Raw genomic sequence first — 23645 nt, 5'->3', positions numbered from 1 at the left:
CTTGGTGCGCACGTGGTCGCGGGTCAGGTCGGCCAGCAAGGCGGTCACGACCGCCGAAACCGCGCCCGCACCCTGCAGGCAGCGACCGACGAGCAGACCGGCTAGCGTGTCGGCCGAAGCCGCCAAGGCGCTGCCGGCGGCGAAGACCAGCAGGCCAAAGACGATGACGCGCTTGCGTCCCAGGCGGTCAGAGGCCATGCCGAAAGGCAGCTGCAACAGACCTTGAGTGAGGCCGTAGATGCCCATGGCCAAACCGACCAGGGCGGGGTCGTCACCGCCCGGGTAGCGCGGGGCCTCGAGGGCGAACACCGGCAGCACCAGGAACAGCCCCAGCATACGCATCGCATAGATGAAGGCCAGGGAGAGGCTGGCGCGCCGCTCCGGACCGGTCATGGCCAGGTCGGAGGCGGGGCTGGGAGCGGATGGGGCGGAGGAGGACAACGGGAGCGTCTGTGGGAGGGAAACTTAACCCCTGATTGTCGGCGATACCCAACCGGCCTCAGGCGAAAGGCGCGTTCAGGCGCACCACCACGGCATTGACCGCGGTGGCAAAGCTGACCCAAACCAGGTAGGGCAACAGGTACCAGCGCACGCGTGGCGCGAAGCGTCCGCAGACCGTGATCAGAACGAGGACAGACAGCCAGAGCATGCCGACCTCGTAAAGCGCCCAATCAGGGCGGCGCATACGAAAGAACAGCAGGCTCCAGCCAATATTGAGTGCGGCGTTCAGCGCAAACAAGGCCACCACCAGGGTCCGCACCTGCAGGCTGGGGGCACGCATCCAGGCCTCGGCCCCTGCCAGCACGCACAGCGCGAAGATCAGGGTCCAGGCCGGGCCAAAGGCCCAGTCGGGGGGTTGGAAAGCGGGCTTGGCCAGACCCTGGTACCAGGGACCAATGTCCGTGAGCGAGCCACCGATCGCGGCCACGAGCAAGGCACAGGCGGCGCCGCACAGCAAGGGCAACCCACGCCGCCCCACAGGGCTGGGCGCAGAGGAATCGCTCACGCAGCCCCCGCGGTCGGCTGGGCGCTCATACCCGCGCCAGACCCAGGAGGTGGGCAAGATCCTTGAAGAAAATGCGCACGTGCGCCATGGGCTTGCGCCGCACAAGTTCCTTGTTCATGTAGCTCTCGAAGGTCAGACGCTGGACGTCCACATCCTCGCAGATCTTGACGAAGCGCTCGCGCAGGCGGTCGTTGCGGTACCAGAACCACTGCATGATGCCCAGCACGCGGAACACGGTGCCGTGGGCCTTCATGAAGCGTTTGCGCGCCTGGGCCAGCACCTTGCCATCACCAGTTCGCAGCAACTCGGCAGCCGCCTCGCCGGCCAACTGGCCCCCGAGCAGGGCGTAGTAGATGCCTTCGCCGGAAGCCGGGGCCACCACGCCGGCGGCGTCGCCGGCGAGCACCACGTCGCGGCCGTTGTCCCACTTGCGCAAGGGCCGCATCGGCAGCGGCGCGCCTTCACGGCGTACGGTCTCTGCGTTGGCCATGCCGCTGTCCGCCCGCAGTCGGGCGGTAGCCGCGCGCAGGGAAAAGCCCTTGTCGGCGCTGCCGGTGCCGATGCTCAGCGTGTCACCGTGGGGGAACACCCAGCCATAGAAATCAGGCGAGCAGCGCGCGTCATACACCACGTCACAGCGCGCCGGGTCGTAGCCCTCAGGGGGCGCCGCTGGGCGGCGCACGATCTCGTGATACGCAAAGACGCAGGGGGCGGGCTCGTCGCCGCGCACCGCCTGGGTGGCCACGCGGGAGCGCGCGCCGTCGGCGCCGATGACTGCACGGGTACGCACACGTGCCTGGACTTCCGCGCCGTCGATCCGGTGGGTAAAGTGCACCACGCTGATGCCATCAGGGTCGCGTGAAAGACGATCGAAGGACCCGTCGTGGCGCTGGGCACCACGGGCCACCGCACGCTCGCGCAGCCACTCGTCGAAGACCTCGCGATCGACCATGCCGACGAAGCCGTTGTCGATCGGGATGTCGACCCGGTGGCCCGAGGGCGCCACCATGCGCGCCGAGCGGGCCTTGGCCACCAGCAGTTCATCAGGGATATCGAAGTCACGGATCGCCCGCGGCGGGATGGCGCCGCCGCAAGGCTTGATACGGCCCGCCCGATCGAGCATCAATACATGGTAGCCACGCTCGGCCAAGGTTTGGGCCGCAGTTGCGCCAGCGGGACCGCCGCCGACCACAACAGCATCGAAAGTGGAATTCATAGCGAGGTTCTCCAAAAAGGTGGCATGGGTCAGGGTGTCTTCATTGGGTCTTCAGCGCGCTCGCCGTGAGCGGCAAGCCACTCCCGGCAGCACCTGAGCCATCGGGCGAGGTGGGTACGAATGCGCCAGGGGTGTCGGCGCTGGCCACAGCCGCACGCTCAGACGCGGGCGTCGGCGTGGCGATGCGGGCGCCCAAAACGGCGGCAACCACGAACAGGACGCCTTCAACCGCAAACACGCTGGCGTAGGCACTGCCCGATGCGACGATCAGGACATGGGCCAGGTCACTGGCGGCGGTGCCGGCCAAGCCGCCGAGGCCGAAGGCGATGCCCTGGGCGGCCCCCCACAGACCCACGCGCAGGCCCTCGCGGGACTCGCGCCCTTGGGCGGCCAGTTGCATCATCGAACCGATGGCGCCAATGGAGAAGGCGCCGTTGGCGACACCGAGAAGGAACACGTTCTCGCGCAGCGGCCAGTCCTGGGCCCCGGTCCAACCGGCCAGGGCCAGACCGACCAAGGCCAGGGCCGATGCCAGGCAACCGCCCAGGGTCCAGCCGCGCAGCGAGGCCAGGGCGGGCTGGCCGATGCGCCGGGCCACGAAGCCAGCCAGGGCCACCATCAGCATGCCAACGAGCACGCCGCCGTGCTGGACGCCAGCCAGGCGGGTCGACTCGCCCGGGCTGAAGCCAAACACGGCGCCGGCGAATGGCTCGAGGATCAGGTCCTGGGCGCTGTAGGCCAGCATGGAAATGAAGACAAAGACGGTGAAGCGGCGCGCCGTGTCCTCGCCCCAGACTTCGCGCAGGGCCTCGAAAAAGGGGACTGGCGCGGCCGGCTGCTCCGCCGACGCTGGCGCGTCCGAAGACTGCGACTCCAGACCCCGCACCGCCAGCAAGGTGACCAGCAACGCAAGAACCGACACGCCGCCGGTCACCGCCAGCAGGCGCGCCGGTGAGAAGGGGTCAAGCAGACTGCCGGCGCCGCCAGCCGTGAGCGCAAAGCCGGCGATCATCATGATCCAGACGCAGGTCGCGGCCGCCGCGCGGCGTGGCGCAGCGACCCGTTTGGCGAGCAGCACCAGCAAAGAAGTACCGCTGGCGCTCACGCCCAAGCCGATCAGGACAAAGGCCAAAGCAGCCAGCACCAGCCCAGCCCAGTAGCCCTGCGCCTCCGCCTGTGCCTGCGCCATCCAACCGACCGCCAGCGCCGCGAGCACGCCGCCGACCGCCAGCACCGCCATGCCGCCGACGATCCAGGGCGTTCGCCGGCCGCCGCGGTCCGAGCCCCAGCCCATCCGCGGTCGGGTCGCCTGTACCGCGTAGTGAATCCCCACCAGCAGGCCCGGCAGCAAGGCCGGCAAGGCAAGCTCGACCACCATCACCCGATTGAGGGTGGACGTAGTGAGCACCACGATCGCGCCCAGGCAGGCCTGAACCAGCCCGAGTCGCACGATGCCCGACCAGCCCAGCGGCGTCATGCTGCCCCCCCTGTGCTCACCCGGAGGGCGAACGCCGACACCATCATGCCGGCGACGAAGAGGGGCACGCCAAAGCCGCTGTACCAGAGGGCGCGGCCGCGCACATCGGCCAGGAAGCGTTTCATCATCAAGAGTTGGCCCCCCAACAGCGCGAGGATCGCCAGCGCATGCAAGGGCAGGTCCCAAGCCATCAGCAAGGCGATCACACCCACTTGAGCGAGGGCCATCGTCCAGCAAGCCGCCAGGCCGGCACGCTGCTCGCCCAGTTGTACCGGCAGCGAGCGAATGCCCATGCGCCGGTCTCCCTCGACCGACTTGAAGTCGTTGAGGGTCATGATGCCGTGGGTGCCGATGCTGTAGAGAACCGCGAATGTCAGAGAGCGGGCCTCGGGCAGGCTGCCACCTGCCATGACGGCCGCACCGGTGGCCCAGGCGATCCCCTCGTAGCTGAAGCCGCACGCGGCATTGCCCCACCAGCCGTTTTGTTTCAGGCGCAGGGGCGGCGCGCTGTAGGCCCCGGCCAGCAGCAGGCCCAAGGCGGCCGCGCCGAAGCCCCAGGGCCCCAGCGGTACAGCCACCAAAAGTGACACCAGCGTCCACAGCACCGCGATATACAGGCCCCAACGCCCGGGCATACGGCCGGAAGGGATGGGGCGATGGGGCTCGTTGATCGCGTCCACATGGCGGTCAAACCAGTCATTCACCGCCTGACTGGTGGCGCAGACGAAGGGGCCGGCCAGGGCAATCCCCACTGCCGCCAACAGCCAGCGGCCGTCGAGCGACACCCCCGAGGCGACGACGCCGCAGGCAAATGCCCACATCGGAGGGAACCATGTGACAGGCTTGAAGAGCTCAGTGATAGCCGAAAGCGCAGGGAGCGACATTCGCCTATTTTTTTATTTACTATTGTTTGTGTCAATCCAAATTTACACGCGTAGAATGTTAAACATTAAGAAATAAATTCCTGGGGGTTCGAATGGACGCTTTAAAAAAAAGGGATGATTTTTCCCTGGCTGGCCAGACGCAGACGGTGAGGACCAAGGCTGGAGCGTCGGGGGAGGTAGCGCAAACGGCCCCCTGGACCTTGGACTGGAACCAGGCGCAGCCGATGGCGCGGGCCTTCGCCTCCCTCGCCGGTGACTTGGCGCTGGTCATGGACGCTCAGGGCTGGGTGCTGGCTGCGGCGCAGGGCGAGGAGCCCGAAGAAGGGGGCTGGGCCCAGGCATGGGTGGGTGAACCTTGGTTGGCGATGGTCTCGACCTGCACTCGGTCCAAGGCAGAGCGCCTCCTGGCGCGAAGCCTGAGTGGGGAGCAGGGACGCGCCAGCGAAATCAACGTCCTGGCCCATGATGGTCACCAGATCGCGATGCGGTTTGCAGGATTACGGCTGGGCCCTACGGGTCCGCTGCTCATCATCGGGCGAGACCTGGCGGCGCAAGCTGCACTCAACGGCCGGCTCGTGTCCCTGCAGCAGGAGCTCGAAGGCTTCTATTGGAATTCGATGTCGGGGACCGCGGGGCGCGCCAACTGATCGGCGGCTGGGCCCAACAGGCGAACGCCTGCGAAGCCGCTGTCGGGCCAGAGCACCGCCCAAGTGGCACGACCGCCGAGGTGGCGGCCCGCCAGCTCAGTCCTCGCCGCCCTCGCCCATGCCGAAGCGGCGCAGCTTGACATAGAGGCTCTGGCGCGAAAGCCCCAGCATCTCGGCCGCCGAGGCGCGGTTGCCGTTGGTGAGCTTGAGGGCAGACTCAATACACAGCTGCTCGATCAGGTCGGTGGTGTCGCGCACGATGTCCTTGAGCGGCATGCGGCCGACCAGCTCGGTCATCTGGTCTGCTGAATGGGGCAGCTCGCGGTGGGAAATACCGTCGGCCAACAGCCGGCGGCTGACATCGCGAATGGTAAAGCCCAGGCAGGGCGGCTTCAGGGTGAGCGCTGCCACCGCCGAGATTTCCACCTCGGTCACGCTGCCCAGCTCACCGCGCAACTGGGTCGCAAAGAGGCGCAGGCTGCCGTGCTGGCGCAGGTTGGCCACCAGGACGTTGAGGTCGACGGTGCTGCGGCCCAGCCAGCGGTCCAGCATCTCGCCACGGACCGCCTCCTCGCTGGCGCTCTGGCTCAGCTCCAGAAAGGCCCGGTTGGAGCGCTGCACACGCCCTTCCAGGTCGGTGATCACGAAGGCATCGGGGGCCTGCTGGAGCAGTTCCACCAAATGGGGCACGCTATCGGCCGGGCCTGCCGCCGCTTCGTTGAGCGGCGATAGACGCACCAGGAAGTGGGTGCTGTCCTCCTGCCGCAACAGGGAGGCAACGAGGCGATAGTCATGACCGCTGCCAGCGAGTTGCACGACGAGGGGGTCGGTGCGGCCGTTGGCCCGCAAGCGGGTCAGGGTGTCGCGAAGCGCCGCGGCGCTGGCTGGCACCAGGCCATCGGCCAGAGTCCAGGAGGCCTTGCGTATCGAATCACCGAAGAGGTTCTGAGCGGCCGGGTTGGCTTCGTCAAGCCGCCCCGTTCCAGCATCGAGGATGACCACGGGCTCGGCCGCTTGCTGAAACAGCAGGCGGTAGCGGGTTTCGACATGGCGCAGCCGCCAATAGTCGCGCTCCATGGAAACCTGGGCAGACACCAGGCGCTGCTGCAGCTGCATTTCACCGCGCAGATCACGGCCAAAGGCCACCAGCAGGCTGGGCTGGCGCTGACCTGCCGGCTGGACCGGGACCACCCGGTAAATCACGGGCAAATCCAGCCCGGCGGCCAGACCACTGTGATTGACCTGGCGGGGCGCCGGACGGCCACCGGCCAGGGCTTCGCTGAGCATGGCCTCAATCTTGGAACGGCTATCGGCGGTGACCAAACCCGCCCAAGAGCGGCCTACCCACTCGCGAAAACCCAGGTTGACCAGCTCTTCGGAATTGAGACTGAGGTCCCTGATGACACCTTGAGGATCAATGACCAACACCACGTCGCCTGGCGCGGTGATCAACTGGCCGACGGTGTCCGGGTCAAGCCCCGCCAGAAGCGAACCGGCCGATCGAAGGCGACCGAGTTCAAAGTTCTGTGTGTCAAGGGGCATGGGCGTTCTCACCTAGCGCCATTTGACGCCGTGCGACATTGTGCCTGTTCAGCAGGTTTTCGCGCGGGTTTCTACGAGCTTTTCGGCGATCGAGGGCGCCAGGCTGCCATCAATGGCCAGGGCATCAGCGCCTACTTCGCGCGCCAAGCCGGGATTGAGCAGAAACTGCGGCCCCCCCACGAGAATGCCCACCCGTGGGTTGAGAGAGGCCTTGCGCACCGCGGCGATGGCCGCCGTGAGCGATGCCAGATGAAGTTCACCAGCAAGGGTAAACCCCACCACATCGACCCACTCCCTGCGCACCTGTGCGACTGGGTCAAGCTGGGGGTGGGGCCCGCCCGTCACCTCCCAGCCGGCCTCCCGGAAAAACTCCGAGACCATGACCAGGCCGAAGGTGTGTTGCTCACCGGGAGCCGGCACCAGCAGCACCCGCCGAACCGACTCTCCATCTGCCGGGCGGAAGGCCAAGCCAGCGCTCATGTCGCGCAAGGCCTGTTGCAATCGGCCCACAGCCACGGTCACATCCACAAATGTGCAGAGGTCCTGCTCCCACAGCTCGCCCAGGAGGCGGGCCGCCGGGACCAGCAGGTCTGTACAAAGGAGGACGCGGGGCACGCCCCGCATCCGGAAGGCTTTGACCGCGGCCCGGGCGGGCAGGTCGTCGGGCAGCAGGAGCAGGCGAACCAGCTCGCGGACATCGTCCCGGGAGATCGGGCGGCCCGTCTGTTCGGCGAAATCGGGCACATCGCCATCGTCATCGGCATCGGCATCGGAATGGCCGTGGGCCTGGAGCAGGCGTGGGATCACGGAGTGCTCGAGCGCGTCCGCTAGCAGGGCCCGGTGCCCTTCCGAACCATGGCTCGCGCTCGCGTCGGAGCTCTCCTGTGGCCCGCCAGAAAGCGGACGGCCGGGAGTGGGCCCCAAACTTCGGTGCGACGTCATTCTTGGCTCCTCGCCAGGGATCTGCCACGGCTGACACGCAGCAGATCCGGATATCCCACCTCTCGGCAGGAATGATCCCTCTTGTTTTCTAACTCTTGTCTGACTGGGCGGTTGATCTTCGACAACTCGACCCCATGCGCTGACCCCCTGATTCTGAGGGGTTTTTCTCCAGATGCCCATCAATATCTCCTCCCGGCGCGATTTCGGGCAGGGCTGACCAGAACCAGCCGCCCCAAAAGTGTCATATTTTATTGATGTCAACCTTGATTGACAACTTGCGGGAGGCCGGGCTAAATAGGCCTCATGGTGACTTTTCAGGAATCGCAGGCCCAAGCCCACGCTATGCCACCCGGCCAGCGGGGCGCCGCAATCGGCCTTTACACGCCGGAGGAACGGGCGCGCCGGGACGCGAGCGGCTGGACGCTGGTCCAGGGGGTGCTCGCACCGGTGCAATTCCTGGTGTTCCTGATCAGCCTGGGCCTGGTGCTGCGCTATCTGGCCACCGGTGAGGGCTTGGCCTGGGCCCATGCCTCCATCGTCGTGAAGACGGGGGTGCTCTACACCATCATGGTGACCGGCTGCATCTGGGAGAAGGTGGTTTTCGGCCGCTACCTCTTCGCACCGGCATTTTTCTGGGAGGACGTGGTGAGCATGGGCGTGATCGCCCTGCACACGGCCTACCTGGCCGCACTGGCCACCGGCGCCTTGGGCGACCAAGCATTGATGGGCCTGGCCTTGGCGGCCTACGCCACCTATGTAATCAACGCAGTCCAGTTTCTACTGAAGCTGCGCGCCGCCCGACTTCAGGAGGCGGCCGTATGAGCCCCGTCATCCCCCTGCGCCTGCAACCTCAGGACGGCGGCTGCACCGATGCCCCGGTACTGCGCGAACGCGGCCAACGCGAAGTGTTCTGTGGCCTGACCGGCATCATCTGGCTGCACCGCAAGATTCAGGACGCGTTCTTCCTGGTCGTGGGCTCGCGTACCTGCGCCCACCTGATCCAGTCAGCCGCCGGGGTGATGATCTTCGCGGAGCCCCGCTTCGCCACGGCCATCATCGACGAACGCGACCTGGCAGGGCTGGCCGACGCCAATGAAGAGCTTGACCGGGTGGTCACGCGGCTTCTGGAACGCCGCCCAGACATCAAGATGCTTTTCCTGGTGGGCTCTTGCCCCTCGGAAGTCATCAAACTCGACCTCTCTCGCGCCGCGTCGCGCCTGTCGCAGCGCTTCAACCCCAGCGTGCGGGTGCTCAACTACTCTGGTAGCGGCATCGAGACGACATTCACCCAGGGCGAAGACGCCTGCCTGGCTTCTCTGGTGCCGGAGCTCCCACCCGCACCCGCGTCAAGTGCGCCAGAGCTCATGGTGGTGGGCACACTGGCGGATGTGGTGGAAGACCAATTCGCGCGAGTCTTCAATCAGCTGGGCATTCCCGTCCGCTTTTTCCCGCCGCGCCAGGCCAACGCCTTGCCCCCGGTCGGCGCCCACACGCGCTACCTGCTGGCCCAACCCTTCCTGGCAGATACCGCACGCGCCCTCGAGGGGCGCGGAGCGCAGCGCCTGCCAGCCCCCTTCCCGCTCGGCATAGAAGGCACGATGGCCTGGCTGGCCGCGGCTTGTGACGCGTTTGGCGTCTCACGCGCCCAGCTGGAGGCGGTGACAGCCGCTGCCCGCGAGCGGGCAGGCGCTGCACTTGCACGCCAGCGCGCGCAGCTCGAAAACAAGCGAATCTTCTTCTTTCCGGACTCCCAGCTGGAAGTGCCCCTGGCGCGTTTTCTCTCGCGTGAGATGGGCATGCAACTGGTAGAGGTGGGCACGCCGTATCTGCACCGCCAGCACCTGGCCGAAGAGCTTGCGATGCTGCCCGCTGGAACCCGGCTGTCCGAAGGTCAGCATGTGGAAAACCAGCTAGACCGCTGCCACGCCGAGCAGCCCGACATCGTGGTCTGCGGCCTGGGCCTGGCCAATCCGCTGGAGGCCCAAGGCCTGACCACCAAGTGGGCGATCGAACTGGTGTTCACCCCCATTCAGGGCTTCGACCAGGCGGCAGACCTCGCCGAGCTGTTCTCGCGCCCGCTGACACGCCGCCTGAAGCTGGCGGCCTGAGTAAAGACGCACGCCATGCAACTGACCCTCTGGACCTACGAAGTACCGCCTCAGGTGGGGGCGATGCGCATCGCCACTGCGATGAAAGACGTGCATTACGTGCTGCACGCGCCGCAGGGAGATACCTACGCCGATCTGCTGTTTACGATGATCGAGCGACTGCCCCGGCGCCCGCCCGTGACCTACACCACCTTCCAGGCGCGCGACCTGGGCGGCGATACAGCGGAGCTGTTCAAGACCGCGGCGAAGGAAGCCTTTGCACGGTTCCAGCCGGCCGCGATGATGGTGGGTGCGTCGTGCACCGCCGAGCTGATTCAGGACGATCCGGGTGGTCTGGCGCGTGCGCTGGAGCTGCCGATACCGGTGGTGCCCCTGGAGCTGCCGTCCTACCAGCGCAAGGAAAACTGGGGCGCGGCCGAAACTTTTTATCAAATGGTGCGCGCGCTGGCCGGTGCCAAGCGCGAACGCGCAGCAGGCCAAGGGCGTCCGCGCTGCAACGTGCTGGGCCCCACGGCGCTGGGCTATCGCCACCGAGATGACCTGCGCGAGATCTGCGGTCTGCTCGAGGAGATCGGGGTCGAGGTCAATGTCGTGGCACCGCTGGATGCCACGCCCGCTGATCTGGGGCGCCTGCAAGACGCCGAGTTCAATGTGGTGATGTACCCCGAGATCGCCTCGGTGGCTGCCAATTGGCTGCAACGCAACTTCGGCCAACCCTTCACGCGCACCGTGCCGATCGGCGTGAACGCCACCCACGACTTCATCCGCGAAGTGGCGCAACTGGCCGGCCTGGACCCCGAGCCGCTGCTGGCACGCACCGCATCGCGCGCGCGCTGGTATGCCCGCTCGGTCGACTCGACCTACCTCACCGGCAAGCGTGTGTTCATCTTCGGTGACGCCACGCATGCGGTCGCAGCTGCGCGCGTGGCCACGCAGGAAATGGGCTTCACCGTGGTGGGCCTGGGCACCTACAGCCGCGAGTTCGCCCGCGAGATCCGCGAAGCCGCCAAGCTCTATGACGTCGAGCCGCTGATCACCGACGACTACCTGGAAGTGGAAGAACACATCCTGGCGGCCCAACCCGAGCTGGTGTTGGGCACGCAAATGGAGCGCCATATCGCCAAGCGCGCAGGCATCCCCTGCGCCGTGATCTCGGCGCCAGTGCACGTGCAGGATTTTCCGGCGCGCTACTCGCCGCAAATGGGATTCGAAGGCGCCTGCGTGTTGTTCGACACCTGGGTGCACCCCCTGATGATGGGGCTGGAGGAACACCTGATCGGCATGTTCCGTGGGGACAGCGAGTTCCATGAAGACGCCGCGCCTTCACACCTGGGCGGCGTGCGCCGCGAGCTGCGGGCGGCGCCGGCACAGCCAGCGGATGCGGCCCCGGCAGAGACGGATGCGCCATCACCGGCTCCCGCCACACCGAGCGACCCCACCGCGGCCGCCTGGGTTGCCACCTGGCAAGCCGATGCCGAGCGGGAGCTGAAAAAGATTCCCTTCTTCGTGCGCGGCAAGGCACGACGCAATACGGAACGCTACGCCGCCGAAAAGCAGCTGGCGACGATCACCGTGGACACCCTGTATGACGCCAAAGCTCATTTCAGCCGCTGACGTCAGCGCGGGGCAGGTCGCCCGCACTCCCATCCGCGTGTGCATCGTGACGATGGACACGCACCTGGCCAGCGCCACCGACCGCGCGGCCCCGATCCTGGCACGCGAGTTTCCCGGCCTGTCGATCAGCCTGCATGCCGCCAGCGAGTACGCCGGCAATGACCGCCTGATCGCCCGCGCCAAGGCCGACATCGCGCAGGCCGACATCGTCGTCGCCGGCATGCTGTTCCTGGAAGACCACTTCCTGCCCATCCTCGACGACCTGCGCGCCCGCCGTGACCATTGCGACGCCATGATCTGCATGGCCTCCGCCGCCGAGGTGGTGAAGCTGACAAAGCTCGGCGGCTTCGACATGGACAAGCCAGCGAGCGGGCCCATGGCGCTGCTGAAAAAGCTGCGCGGCAAGAAGGACCCGAAGGCCACTGGTGGCGCGGCGCAGATGAAGATGCTGCGTCGGCTGCCGCAGATCCTGCGCTTCATCCCGGGCCCGGCGCAGGATGTCCGCACCTACTTCATCACCCTGCAGTATTGGCTGGGCGGTTCCGACGAGAACATGCTCAACCTCGTGCGCCACGTGATCGACCGCGGCGCCGCCGGCCCCCGCCGCGCGCTGCGCGGGCGGGTCAAGGTACAGCCTCCGGTGGACTACCCGGACGTCGGTCTGTACCACCCGCGCATGGGCAACAGCGTGGCGACTCGGCTGACCGAAGACATCAGCGCCCTGCCGAAGCTGCCCAAGGGCGTGCCGGCGGGGGGCACGGTGGGCGTGCTGCTGCTGCGCTCTTACCTGCTGGCGAACAATGCCGGCCACTATGACGGCGTGATCGCGGCACTGGAAGCGCGCGGCCTGCGCGTGGTGCCGGCCTTTGCCGCCGGCCTGGACTCGCGCCCGGCGATCGAGCAGTTCTTCATGAAGAACGGGCAAAGCGCGGTTGACGCCGTGGTCTCGCTGACCGGCTTCTCGCTGGTCGGTGGCCCGGCCTACAACGACGCGCACGCCGCCGAGGAGATTTTGGCGAAACTCGACGTGCCCTACGTGGCCGCCCACCCGGTCGAATTCCAGACACTGGACACCTGGGGTGGTAACGACCGCGGCCTGATGCCGGTCGAAAGCACCATCATGGTCGCCATTCCCGAGCTTGACGGCTCGACCGGCCCCATGGTCTTCGGCGGCCGCGCCGGTGCCGACGGCGTCACCTGCACCGGCTGTGACCACGCCTGCACCTTCAGGTCCGGCGACAGCGCGCAGGACATGCACAGCTGCCCGGAGCGCGCGCTGATGCTCGCTGCCCGGGTCGACAAGCTGGTTGCCCTCAAGCGCGGCGATCGCGCGCAGCGCAAGGTGGCGATCGTCATCTTCAATTTCCCGCCCAACGCCGGCAACGTCGGTAGCGCAGCCTACTTGTCCGTATTCGAGTCGATGTTCCACACCCTGGCCGCGATGAAGGCCCAGGGTTACACGGTAGACATGCCCGAGAGCACCGACGCCCTGCGGGACTCAGTGCTGCTGGGTAATGCCGCGCTGCATGGGGCCGACGCCAACGTGCATACGCTGATCAAGGCCGACGATCACGTCCGCCGCGAGTGCTGGCTCAAAGAGATCGAAGCCCAGTGGGGCCCGGCGCCGGGTCGCCAATTGAGCAACGGCCAGTCCATCTTCGTGCTCGGCCGACAGTTCGGCAACGTGCTGGTCGCCGTACAGCCCTCCTTCGGCTACGAAGGCGACCCGATGCGGCTGCTGTTCGAGAAGGGCCTCACACCCACGCACGCCTTCTCGGCCTTCTACCGTTACCTGCGCGAAGACTTCCAAGCCAACGCCGTGCTGCACTTCGGCACCCATGGCGCGCTGGAATTCATGCCTGGCAAGCAGAGCGGCATGTCCGGTAACTGCTGGCCCGACCGCCTCATCAGCGACCTGCCCAATATCTACCTGTACGCATCGAACAACCCGTCCGAGGGCGCGATCGCCAAGCGTCGTTCCGGTGCCACCCTGATCAGCTACCTCACGCCGCCGATTGCCCAGGCCGGCCTGTACAAGGGCCTGAATGAGTTGAAGAGTTCGATCGACCGCTGGCGCCAGATGGAACCGCAGGCGGCCGAGCGCGGCGAGCTCGCCATGCTGATGCAGTCGCAGGCTGCTGAACTGGACCTGGTGCCGGCAGAGCCCCTGTGGAACATCGCCGACGCCGACCGCGTGGTGATGCAACTGGCCGAGCAAATGCTTGAGCTGGAGTACGCACTGATTCCATACGGCCTGCACGTTGCCGGCCGCGTCACCAGCCGCGCCGAGCGCGTCGACATGCTGCTGTCGATGGTCGACGCATCGCACAACAAGCAGCTCGAACGCACGATCGTGGAGGCCATCGTCGACGGGCAGCCAGTCGCTCGCGTGCTCAAGCTGTCGGGGCTGGCGCGCGACGACGCAACGATGGCCATGCTCACCGAGGTGGCCGACGCGGCCGCCAGGCTGGCCGAGGACACCGAAGTCAGCGGGATACTGGCCGCGCTGGACGGGCGCTACATCCGCCCGGCACCTGGGGGCGATATCCTGCGCACGCCGGCCGTGCTGCCCACCGGCCGCAACATCCACGGCTTCGACCCCTTCCGTATCCCCAGCGCCTTCGCGGTGAAGGACGGCGCCAAGCAGGCACAGCGCCTGCTCGACCGCTATATCGCCGACGGCCATGCCCTGCCCGAGTCCATCGCCATGGTGCTGTGGGGCAGTGACAATCTGAAGAACGAAGGATCACCGATCGCCCAGGCCCTGGCGCTGATGGGCGCGCTGCCGCGCTTCGACAGCTACGGACGCATCGCCGGTGCGCAGCTGATTCCGCTGGCTGAGTTGGGACGCCCGCGGGTCGATGTGGTGATCACGCTCTCGGGCATCTTCCGTGACCTGATGCCGCTGCAGATCAAGTTGCTGGCCGAAGCCGCCTGGCTGGCTGCCTCGGCTGCTGAAGAGCCGGTGGAAATGAACTGGATCCGCAAGCACGCCCTGGCCTATCAGCAGGAACACGGCTGCACGCTAGAGATCGCCGCGCTGCGCGTCTACGGCAATGCCGAAGGCGCCTATGGCAGCAACGTCAACAACCTGGTCGAAAGCAGCAAGTGGGGCGACGAAGGCGAGCTGGCCGAGACCTACAGCCGTCGCAAGGGCTTTGCCTACGGCCGTACCGGCCGGGCCGTGCAGCAAAGCGCACTGCTGCAAAGTGTGCTGGCCGATGTGCAGCTGACCTACCAGAACCTCGACTCGGTCGAACTGGGCGTGACGACGGTAGACAACTACTTCGACACGCTGGGCGGCATCACACAGGCGGTGAAGGTGGCCAAGGGTGGCAAGACACCGCCCGTGTACATCGGCGACCAGACCAAGGGCGATGGCGCCGTGCGCTCGCTGCAAGATCAGGTTGCGCTTGAGACGCGCACCCGCATGCTCAACCCGAAGTGGTTCGAGAACATGCTGGAGCATGGCTACGAAGGCGTGCGCCAGATCGAGCAACACATGACCAACACGATGGGCTGGTCGGCGACCACGGGGCAGGTTCAGCCCTGGGTCTACAAGCAGCTCACTGAAACTTTCATGCTGGACCCAGCGATGCGCGAGCGCCTGGCCAGGCTCAATCCCACCGCGTCGGCCCGCATGGCCAACCGGCTGATCGAAGCTTCCGATCGCAACTACTGGCATCCCGATGCCGAGATGCTGGAAGCCCTGCGCCGGGCAGGCGAGGAACTGGAAGATCGCCTTGAAGGCGTCGTTGAAGGAGTAACCGTATGAGCGAGACCACCACCATTTCCCCCTCGGCCATCCGCCGCGGGCCTGCGCCCCAGAGGGGCCTCGACGGTGAGGGCAGCGTGCAGGTGCAGCTCGACCCGAACCTGAAGATCGGTAACGCCAAGGTCTTCGCCATCTACGGTAAGGGCGGGATCGGCAAGAGCACGACCTCGTCCAACCTCTCGGCGGCTTTTTCCCACATGGGCAAGCGGGTCCTGCAAATTGGATGCGATCCCAAACACGACTCGACCTTCACCCTGACCAAGAAGATGCTGCCCACCGTCATCGACATCCTCGAGACGGTGGACTTCCATGCAGAGGAACTGCGCCCCGAAGACTTCGTCTTCCCGGGCTACAACGGCGTGATGTGCGTTGAGGCTGGCGGCCCGCCCGCGGGCACCGGCTGCGGCGGCTATGTCGTGGGTCAGACGGTCAAGCTGCTGAAGGAGCACCACCTGCTGGAAGACACCGACGTGGTGATCTTCGACGTGCTCGGCGACGTGGTCTGCGGCGGCTTTGCCGCGCCCCTGCAGCATGCCGACCGGGCGCTGATCGTCACTGCCAACGACTTTGACTCCATCTTCGCGATGAACCGGATCGTCCAAGCCATCGGCGCCAAGTCCAAGAACTACAACGTGCGTCTGGGCGGTGTGATCGCCAACCGCAGCGCCGGCACCGACCAGATCGACAAATTCAACAACCGCACCGGCCTGCAACTGGCGGCGCACTTCCCCGATCTGGACGCCATCCGCCGCAGCCGCCTCAAAAAATCCACCCTCTTCGAGATGGAGGACTCCCCCGGCCTGCAGGCGGTCAAAGATGAATACATGCGTCTGGCCGCCAAGCTGTGGCTGGGCGCGGACCCGCTGCCTGCGGTTCCGATGAAAGACCGCGACATTTTCGATCTGCTGGGATACGACTGAAATGCAACCCGACACCCGCTATATCGAGCGTCGCGGTCAGATCGAACACTATTTCGATCGCACCGCGGTCCAGGCCTGGGAGCGCCTGACCTCCACTGCACCCGTGGGCCGCATCCGCGCCACGGTGCGCGCCGGGCGTGACCGCATGCGCGAGAACCTGCTGTCCTGGCTGCCTCACCGCATGGACGGCCTGCGTCTGCTGGATGCGGGTTGTGGCACCGGAGCCCTGGCGCAGATCGCGGCCGAACGCGGCGCGCATGTGATCGCTATCGACCTGTCGCCCACCCTGGTGAACCTGGCGCAAGAGCGCCATCGCCTGGCCGGGCACGCGATGATGGGCCGGATCGACTTTCGCTCGGGCGACATGCTCGATGAGGCCTTGGGCGAGTTCGACCACGTGGTGGGGATGGACTCCCTCATTCACTACGACACGCCCGACATCGTGCAAGCCCTGGCGCGGCTGTCGCAGCGCACCCGCAGCTCCATGCTGTTCACCTTCGCGCCACGCACGCCGCTGACGGCAGTGGCGCACCGTTTGGGCCGGCTCTTTCCGCGTTCGGACCGCTCTCCTTCGCTCGAGCCGCAGTCCGAGTCGGTACTGCGTGAGGCGCTTGTGGCGCGCCTGGGACCCCAGGGTTGGCAAGAAGGCCGGACCGAGCGTGTGGTCAGCGGCTTCTACACCTCCCAGGCGTGGGAGTGGAAGCGGGGATGAAGATGGCCTTTCGCCTGCCGCCTGCGCTGATCGGCGTTTTCAGTCGCTACGTCCCGTTCGCGGACGCGGCCTCGCCCGACCTGCCGCTGGCGCGCTTGCTGCGTCTGTCCTTGTTCCAAGTGGCGGTGGGTATCACCACCGCCTTGCTCGTGGGCACGCTCAATCGCGTGATGATCGTGGAGTTGGGCGTGCCGGCCTGGTGGGTGGCGCTGTCCGTCGCCCTGCCCCTGGTATTTGCGCCCCTGCGCGCCCTGATCGGTTACCGCAGCGACACGCACCCTTCGGTGCTGGGTCTGCGCCGACTGCCCTATCTCTGGATGGGTACCCTGCTGATGTTCGGCGGGCTGGCGATCATGCCGTTTGCCCTGATGCTGCTGTCCGAAGCCGACACCACCGGGGCGCTCTGGTTTGGGCGCACAGGCGCGGCGCTGGCCTTCATCGTGGTGGGCGCGGGCTTGCAGATCACGCAGACCGCCGGCATCGCGCTGGCCAACGATGTCTCGTCCGACGACAAGCGCCCGCGCGTGGTCGCCCTCCTGTATGCCATGTTGCTGGTCGGTCTGATCATCGGTAGCGCGATGCTGGGCGGCCTGCTCGAGAAGTTCAGCCCCTTGCGCCTGATCCAGGTGGTCCAGGGCGCAGCGGTGGTGGTGGTGGTCCTCAACCTGATGTCTCTGTGGAAGCAGGAAGCGCGCGGTACGCGGCGTGGCGCGCGCGAGCCCGACGGCTTCAGCCGGAACTGGAAACGCCTGATGGCCCTGCCCAAGATGCGCCGCTTCTTGTGGACCGTGGGTCTGGGCACCGCCGCTTTCAGCATGCAAGACATCGTCCTCGAACCCTTTGGCGGTGAAGTGCTGGGCCTTGATGTGGGGCTCACCAGTGCGCTGACCGCGCTGTCGGCCGGTGGCGCGCTGTGCGCTTTTCTGCTGGCAGCCCGCCTGCTCGGGCGCGGCGTCGACGCGGTGCGCCTGGCGGCTGCCGGTGCGCTGCTGGGGCTTCCGGCTTTTGCCTGCGTGATCTTCTCGGCGCCGCTTGAATCGCCCAACCTGTTCCGCCTGGGTGCGGGCCTGATCGGATTTTCGGGGGGCCTGTTCTCGGTAGGCATGCTGCTCACCGCCATGGACATGCCCGAGCGCGAACTCACCGGCATGGTGCTGGGCGCCTGGGGTGCGGTGCAAGCCACGGCAGCCGGCGTGGCCATGGCCCTGGGCGGCGTGGTGCGTGATATAGCCAGCCATCTGGCGATGCAAGGCTGGCTCGGCGAATCCCTCATCTCGAAGGCGACTGGCTACAGCGTCGTCTTCCACCTCGAGATCTATCTGTTGTTCGTCGTGCTGGTGGCCCTGGGGCCCCTGGCGCGACGCCGTTCGTCCACCCCTGTGCAGCATGCGCCACAGCCTTTCGGGCTGGCGCAACTGCCAGGCTGATTTCTTCACCGCGTCAAACTAGGAGAGACCCCCATGGGAACAGGCGCCATCACTCAATATGTCGACGTCGCACAGCTTGTGCTGTACGTGTTCTGGGCCTTTTTTGCCGGCCTCATCTATTACCTCGTCCGTGAGAACCACCGCGAGGGATACCCGATGGACCCAGGCCGCGAAGGCGGGCCGAAGGTCACCGGTTGGCCGGTGCCGGAGCCCAAGACCTACAAGCTGGAAGATGGGCGCGAGTTTCAAGCCCCGGACTTCCAACGCGTCGACGGCAGCTACAACGCACGGCCCGCACACCCCTGGAACGGCGCACCGCTCGACCCAGTGGGTGACCCGCTGCTGGCGGGCGTAGGCCCCGGCGCCTGGGCTGCGCGCGCCGACATCCCAGACATGCACGAGCACGAACCCAAAATCGTGCCGCTGCGCCTGGCGGCCGACCACGGCGTCGCCCCGCGCGACACCGACCCACGCGGACTGCCGGTCATCGGCGCCGACGGCAAGGAGGCGGGCAAAGTGGGCGACCTGTGGATCGACCGCTGCGAGATGATGTTCCGCTATCTGGAGGTGCGCCTGCCCGCGGGTGGCCGGGTCTTGCTGCCCATCGCCTTCGCGCGCATCCGCAAGGACGAAGTGGTGGTCGACGCGCTGCTCGCGTCTCAGTTCGGCAATGTGCCGGCGCTGGCGCGCAACGACCAGATCACCATGCTCGAGGAAGAAAAGGTCAGCGCTTACTACGGCGCTGGCACTCTGTACGCCACGCCCGATCGCCAGGAGCCGCTGGCATGACACCGCACCACGAGCACGAGTTCGAGGCCGCCCCAGGGTTGCCCGAGCCCTTGCCCCCCGGTGAGCGCATCCTCTGGCAAGGCGCGCCTGATTGGCGCGTCCTGGCCCTGCACGCGTATCACCTGCGCCAGTTGGCAGGCTATTTCGGCGTCATGATGGCCATCCAGGCCCTCTACCACTGGGATGCACCGGCCGGGACGCTGCTCAGCTCGCTCGCGCTGAGCGCGGCGCTGGCGGGTACCGCCCTCGGGTTGCTGGCGCTCGGCGCCTGGCTCAGCGCGCGCACCACCCTCTACACCCTGACCACCCGACGCGTGGTGATGCGCATCGGCATCGTCCTGACCATCACGCTGAACGTGCCCCTGCGCCAGTTGCGCGGCGCCGACCTGCTGGCCCACCCGTCTGGCGTGGGCGACTTGTCCCTGGCCCTGGCCGGCAAGGAGCGCATCGGCTGGCTGCATCTGTGGCCGCATGCACGCCCCTGGCACCTGGCCGATCCCCAGCCCACTCTGCGCTGCATCCCCAACGCCGCCGCTGTGGGCGAGCAGGTGGTCGCGGCCTGGCAGGCCGTGCAGTCGATGCCGGCAAGCGCCACCCAAGACGCGGTGTCTGGCGTGAGCCCCGCAGCCGCAAGGCCCACCCTGTCCTCCGCAGGCACCACCCACACCGTCACCGCATGAACGCCCCTGCCAGCGCCCGCATCAACGGCACCCGCGCCGAGCCCGCCTCGCGCGCGCGCCATGACGACCCGACCGGCGGCCGCACCTGGCCGCTCTGGGGCATGACCCTGCTGGCGCTGGGCAGCCTGGCTGCCGTGACCTTGCAGCGTCAGGCACCCACGCCGATCGCGGCCGAAACCGATGCCCGCCTGGTCGCACCTGTGCTTTGGCAGCGCGCATTCCATTTCGAGGACCGACCCGACGGCAGCATTGCGGTGCTTGACGGCGTGACCCGCCTCGAAGTGACGCGCCTGCGCGGCGAGCAAGGCTTTGCCCGCGGGGCGCTGCGCATGCTGGCCCATGCGCGCCTGCGCCATGGTCTCAGCCCCGAACAACCCTTCTTGCTCACCGGCCACGCCAATGGCCGGCTGACCCTGTCGGATCCGGCGACGCGCGAGCGCATCGACCTGGAATCCTTTGGCCCGACCAATATCGCCGTCTTCGCCCGCCTGCGTGATGCGGGCGGAGCCTCTGCCTCCCCTGAGAAAGCCACACCATGAGCGCCCAAGCCTCCCTGCACACTGAGCAGGACATGCTCACCGCACTGATCGACAGCGTCGAGTCTGCGGACGACGCGATGGCCAAGGCCACCCGCAGCACTGTGCTCACCCCGCGCTTCTACACCACCGACTACGACGCCATGGACCGCCTGGACGTGTCGTCGCTGCGGTCCGAGTGGGACGCGATGATTGCTGAGTACGAGGGCGACAACAACCACGACCATTTCCAGCGTGACGCCGCCTTCGAGCAAGAGGCACGCGAGGGGATGGCCAGCCTGTCGCCGGAGTTGCGCCAGGAGTTCCTAGACTTCCTGATCTCCTCATGCACCTCGGAGTTCTCCGGATGCATCCTGTACAACGAGATCCAGAAACGCGTCAAGAACCCCGACATCAAGGCGCTGATGCGCTACATGGCCCGCGACGAGTCGCGCCATGCCGGCTTCATCAACAGTGCGCTGCGCGACTTCGGCTTGGGCATTGACCTGGGTGGGCTCAAGCGCAACAAGTCCTACACCTTCTTCAAGCCCAAGTACATCTTCTACGCCACCTACCTGTCGGAGAAGATCGGCTACGCCCGCTACATCACCATCTTCCGCCAGCTCCAGAAAAATCCGGACAAGCGCTTCCATCCGATCTTTCGCTGGTTCGAGCGCTGGTGCAACGACGAGTTCCGTCACGGCGAATCTTTCGCGCTCATCATGCGAGCCCAGCCTCACCTGCTGCGTGGGCTGAACGTTTGGTGGATCCGCTTCTTCACCCTGGCGGTCTACGCCACCATGTTCGTGCGGGACCACACGCGGCCGATGATGCATGAGGCCATGGGCCTGGACTCCACCGAGTACGACTACGAGGTGTTCCGTCTGACCTCCGAGATCTCGGCCCAGGTGTTCCCGGTGGAACTGGACATTGACCACCCGGTTTTCCGGACGGGCATGGAACGACTGCTGGCGCGCTCGATCGCCCACGCCAACGCCAAGCAGCGCGGCGGCCTCGGCGGCCTGATCGGGCAGGCCTGGCATGCGGGCGCAGCGGGCCTGACCTTCGTGCGACTGCTGCTGCTGCCGGTGCGCCGGCGGCCACTGCCGGCGCAGATCCGCGTGCAACCTGTTTGGTGAGCGCGGGACAAGGACATATCGCGCCATGAATGACTTGCTGCGGGACACCGCTGCCCCCGCACTTTTCGCGCTGCTGGCGTGGTGGTTCGGCACGGGCGCCATCCTCTGGCTGGTGCGCCGGCCCACCGGCGGTTTTCGCGGTCGGATGGCCGCGGTCACCGTCGCTGGCCTGGCCAGTGTCTGGGTCGCCTGGCACAGCATGCAGGTCAGCGGCCCCGCTGCCGCCTACCTGGGCTTTGCCAGCGTGATCGTGATGTGGGGCTGGCACGAGATGGCCTTCCTCAGCGGCTGGATCACCGGCGGGCGCAAGTCCCCGCTGACGCCCGGCGCCCGCGGCCTGCTGCGCTTCAAGGAGTCGGTTCAGGTGGTGCTGCATCACGAACTGGCCCTGCTTTTCAACTTCGCACTGCTCTGGGTACTTCAGCAGGGGCATCCCAATCACGTGGCGCTCTGCACCTTTGCCTTGCTCTGGTGCATGCGCCTGTCGGCCAAACTCAATCTTTACTTCGGCGTTCCGGAGGTCGGCGAGCAGTACCTCCCTGACCATCTGAAATACCTGGGCAGCTACTTCCGTCGTGGCCGGGTGAGCCTGTTCTTCTGGGGCTCTATCGCCATGGCGAGCGGAAGCTGGCTGTGGCTGGTCGGCCAGGCACGCAGTGGCGCAGTCGAGGTCACCACCGGCTGGGTGCTGCTGGCAGCCCTGCTGGGCCTGGCCATCGTGGAGCACCTGATCATGATGTTCCCGCTGCCGCTGCAGAAGTTGTGGGGCTGGGCCATGGGGACTCCCGCGGCTGTGGCCGCGCCTGGCGTCGCGGCAGCAGTCGCGGCCGTGCCGGCCCTGCCGGGCGCCAGCGGAGAACGTCCATGAACGCATTTCGCGCCGCCGAGGAACGTGACACGCCACCACGTGTCGGCCCGGGCGCCCCCACGGCAGTTGTGATTGGCAGTGGCTTCGGTGGCCTGGCCGCAGCCATCCGCCTGTCTTGCAGCGGCTGGAACGTCCGCATTCTGGAAAAGCAGGACGCCCCGGGGGGCCGTGCCTGCATGTTCCGGCAGGACGGCTTCAGCTTCGACGCTGGCCCGACCATCATCACCGCACCTTTCCTTCTTGAGGAACTGTGGGCGCTGTGTGGACGCCGCATGGACGCGCACATCGACCTGCGGCAGATGGCGCCCTTCTATCGCATCCGTTTCGACGACGGAACGCATTTCGACTACAGCGGCGACACCGCAGCCATGGAGGCCGAGGTCGCTCGCTTCTCCCCCGAAGACGTACCGGGCTTTCGCCGCCTGATGCAGGCCGCCGATCGCGCCCGCGTGCTGGGCTTCGAAGGCATGGGTGCCACCGCCTTCGATTCGATTCGGCATCTGATCGCGGCCATTCCGGACTTCCTGCGCATGCAGGCCTGGCGCAGCCTGCACAGCCTGGTGGCTAAGTATCTCAAGCACCCGAAGCTGCGGATCGTGATGAGCTTCCATCCGCTGCTGATCGGAGGCAATCCGTTCTCGGTCACCTGCGCTTACACCTTGATCCATGCACTGGAAAAGCAGTGGGGCGTGCACTCGGCCATGGGCGGCACCGGTGCCATCGTCGATGGCTTGGTGGACCTGCTGTCCGAGCGTGGCGTGCATGTCGAGTGCATGCGGCCCGTGACCCGCATCCGTGTGGAGCAAGGCCGCGCGCGTGGCGTGGAGTTGGCCACCGGCGAATTCATCCCGGCCGACATCGTGGTGAGCAACGGCGACTCGGCCTGGACCTACAAAAACCTCGTGGCGCCGCAGCACCGGCGTCACTGGACCGACCGTCGGATTGCGCGTGGGCGCTACTCGATGGGTCTTTTCGTTTGGTACTTCGGCGTCCGCGGCCAGTACACGGATGTCCCTCACCACATGATGGTGCTAGGGCCCCGCTACCGCGAGTTACTGGCAGACATCTTCAAGCGCAAGCACCTTTCGAAGGACTTCAGCCTGTACCTGCACCGGCCCACCGCCACCGACCCGTCGCTCGCGCCAGCGGGTTGCGATACCTTCTATGCCCTCTCGCCTGTGCCCCACCTGGACTCGGGGACCGACTGGACGGAGCATGCCGAAACCTACCGCCGGGCGATTTGTACCGCGCTGGAGGAGACCGTGTTGCCAGGTCTGTCGCAGCGGGTGGTCACCTCCCGCGTAGTCACGCCACTGGATTTCCAGGATCGGCTGTGGTCCTACAAGGGGGCCGGGTTCGGTCTGGAGCCGCTGCTGCTGCAAAG

General features: G+C 66.7%; 21 protein-coding genes. 14 read left to right on the top strand and 7 right to left on the bottom strand.

What is annotated here, in order from left to right:
• From QE494_RS01570 to chlG, 5 genes are all read right to left on the bottom strand, one after another.
• Window positions 1–393 (bottom strand): MFS transporter (locus tag QE494_RS01570; RefSeq protein WP_300040841.1); only part of this gene is annotated, 393 nt, incomplete at its 3' end.
• Between the two features lie 106 nt (window positions 394–499).
• Window positions 500–1006, bottom strand: a complete 507-nt coding sequence (locus QE494_RS01565) for a TspO/MBR family protein (protein ID WP_300040839.1) — start codon at window positions 1004–1006, stop codon at window positions 500–502.
• Between the two features lie 25 nt (window positions 1007–1031).
• Window positions 1032–2222, bottom strand: a complete 1191-nt coding sequence (locus QE494_RS01560; RefSeq protein ID WP_300040837.1) for a geranylgeranyl diphosphate reductase — start codon at window positions 2220–2222, stop codon at window positions 1032–1034.
• Between the two features lie 40 nt (window positions 2223–2262).
• Window positions 2263–3699: a BCD family MFS transporter gene (locus QE494_RS01555; protein WP_300040835.1), complete on the bottom strand. Its 1437-nt coding sequence runs from the start codon at window positions 3697–3699 to the stop codon at window positions 2263–2265.
• Complete coding sequence (gene chlG / locus QE494_RS01550; RefSeq protein WP_300040833.1) at window positions 3696–4583, bottom strand: chlorophyll synthase ChlG; 888 nt, start codon at window positions 4581–4583, stop codon at window positions 3696–3698. Before chlG ends, QE494_RS01555 begins: the two co-directional genes overlap by 4 nt.
• Window positions 4584–4675: 92 nt before the next feature.
• Between chlG and QE494_RS01545 the strand changes: the two genes are divergently transcribed.
• Window positions 4676–5230 (top strand): hypothetical protein, encoded by a 555-nt coding sequence (locus QE494_RS01545; RefSeq protein ID WP_300040831.1) that lies wholly within the window; start codon window positions 4676–4678, stop codon window positions 5228–5230.
• A gap of 96 nt (window positions 5231–5326) precedes the next feature.
• Here the strand turns inward: QE494_RS01545 and ppsR are convergent, their stop codons facing one another.
• Together ppsR and QE494_RS01535 are read right to left on the bottom strand one after the other, a co-directional pair.
• Window positions 5327–6772 carry a transcriptional regulator PpsR gene (gene ppsR / locus QE494_RS01540; protein ID WP_300040829.1) on the bottom strand — a complete coding sequence of 482 codons (1446 nt, stop codon included), beginning with the start codon at window positions 6770–6772 and terminating at the stop codon, window positions 5327–5329.
• Between the two features lie 48 nt (window positions 6773–6820).
• Window positions 6821–7714, bottom strand: a complete 894-nt coding sequence (locus QE494_RS01535) for a B12-binding domain-containing protein (protein ID WP_300040827.1) — start codon at window positions 7712–7714, stop codon at window positions 6821–6823.
• A gap of 303 nt (window positions 7715–8017) precedes the next feature.
• Between QE494_RS01535 and bchF the strand changes: the two genes are divergently transcribed.
• From bchF to crtI, 13 genes are all read left to right on the top strand, one after another.
• Entirely contained in the window at window positions 8018–8536 is a 519-nt protein-coding gene (gene bchF, locus QE494_RS01530) for a 2-vinyl bacteriochlorophyllide hydratase (protein WP_300040825.1), read from the top strand.
• Entirely contained in the window at window positions 8533–9822 is a 1290-nt protein-coding gene (locus QE494_RS01525; protein ID WP_300040822.1) for a ferredoxin:protochlorophyllide reductase (ATP-dependent) subunit N, read from the top strand. The genes bchF and QE494_RS01525 overlap by 4 nt, the downstream gene beginning before the upstream one ends.
• Window positions 9823–9837: 15 nt before the next feature.
• Entirely contained in the window at window positions 9838–11436 is a 1599-nt protein-coding gene (gene bchB / locus QE494_RS01520) for a ferredoxin:protochlorophyllide reductase (ATP-dependent) subunit B (RefSeq protein WP_300040820.1), read from the top strand.
• Window positions 11408–15211 carry a magnesium chelatase subunit H gene (locus QE494_RS01515; protein ID WP_300040818.1) on the top strand — a complete coding sequence of 1268 codons (3804 nt, stop codon included), beginning with the start codon at window positions 11408–11410 and terminating at the stop codon, window positions 15209–15211. Before bchB ends, QE494_RS01515 begins: the two co-directional genes overlap by 29 nt.
• The gene (gene bchL, locus QE494_RS01510) at window positions 15208–16131 is read left to right on the top strand and encodes a ferredoxin:protochlorophyllide reductase (ATP-dependent) iron-sulfur ATP-binding protein (RefSeq protein ID WP_300040816.1); all 924 of its coding nucleotides are present in this window, start codon (window positions 15208–15210) and stop codon (window positions 16129–16131) included. The genes QE494_RS01515 and bchL overlap by 4 nt, the downstream gene beginning before the upstream one ends.
• Before the next feature lies 1 nt (window position 16132).
• Complete coding sequence (gene bchM / locus QE494_RS01505; protein WP_300040814.1) at window positions 16133–16843, top strand: magnesium protoporphyrin IX methyltransferase; 711 nt, start codon at window positions 16133–16135, stop codon at window positions 16841–16843.
• Window positions 16840–18270 (top strand): BCD family MFS transporter, encoded by a 1431-nt coding sequence (locus QE494_RS01500; protein ID WP_300040812.1) that lies wholly within the window; start codon window positions 16840–16842, stop codon window positions 18268–18270. Before bchM ends, QE494_RS01500 begins: the two co-directional genes overlap by 4 nt.
• Window positions 18271–18303: 33 nt before the next feature.
• Window positions 18304–19059, top strand: a complete 756-nt coding sequence (gene puhA / locus QE494_RS01495; protein ID WP_300040810.1) for a photosynthetic reaction center subunit H — start codon at window positions 18304–18306, stop codon at window positions 19057–19059.
• Entirely contained in the window at window positions 19056–19739 is a 684-nt protein-coding gene (gene puhB / locus QE494_RS01490) for a photosynthetic complex putative assembly protein PuhB (protein ID WP_300040808.1), read from the top strand. The genes puhA and puhB overlap by 4 nt, the downstream gene beginning before the upstream one ends.
• The gene (puhC, locus tag QE494_RS01485) at window positions 19736–20278 is read left to right on the top strand and encodes a photosynthetic complex assembly protein PuhC (protein WP_300040806.1); all 543 of its coding nucleotides are present in this window, start codon (window positions 19736–19738) and stop codon (window positions 20276–20278) included. The genes puhB and puhC overlap by 4 nt, the downstream gene beginning before the upstream one ends.
• Window positions 20275–21393: a magnesium-protoporphyrin IX monomethyl ester (oxidative) cyclase gene (acsF, locus tag QE494_RS01480; protein ID WP_300040804.1), complete on the top strand. Its 1119-nt coding sequence runs from the start codon at window positions 20275–20277 to the stop codon at window positions 21391–21393. The genes puhC and acsF overlap by 4 nt, the downstream gene beginning before the upstream one ends.
• A gap of 25 nt (window positions 21394–21418) precedes the next feature.
• Window positions 21419–22261, top strand: coding sequence for a putative photosynthetic complex assembly protein PuhE (puhE, locus tag QE494_RS01475; RefSeq protein ID WP_300040802.1), 843 nt, complete (start codon window positions 21419–21421; stop codon window positions 22259–22261).
• Window positions 22258–23645: phytoene desaturase family protein (gene crtI, locus QE494_RS01470; protein ID WP_300040800.1), on the top strand; the 1388-nt coding region annotated here is incomplete at its 3' end. The genes puhE and crtI, both read left to right, overlap by 4 nt.

Origin of the sequence: Ramlibacter sp. (assembly GCF_029866045.1) — a bacterium.
Taxonomy (GTDB): domain Bacteria; phylum Pseudomonadota; class Gammaproteobacteria; order Burkholderiales; family Burkholderiaceae_C; genus Ramlibacter.
This window is presented reverse-complemented; position numbering and strand designations above follow the sequence as displayed.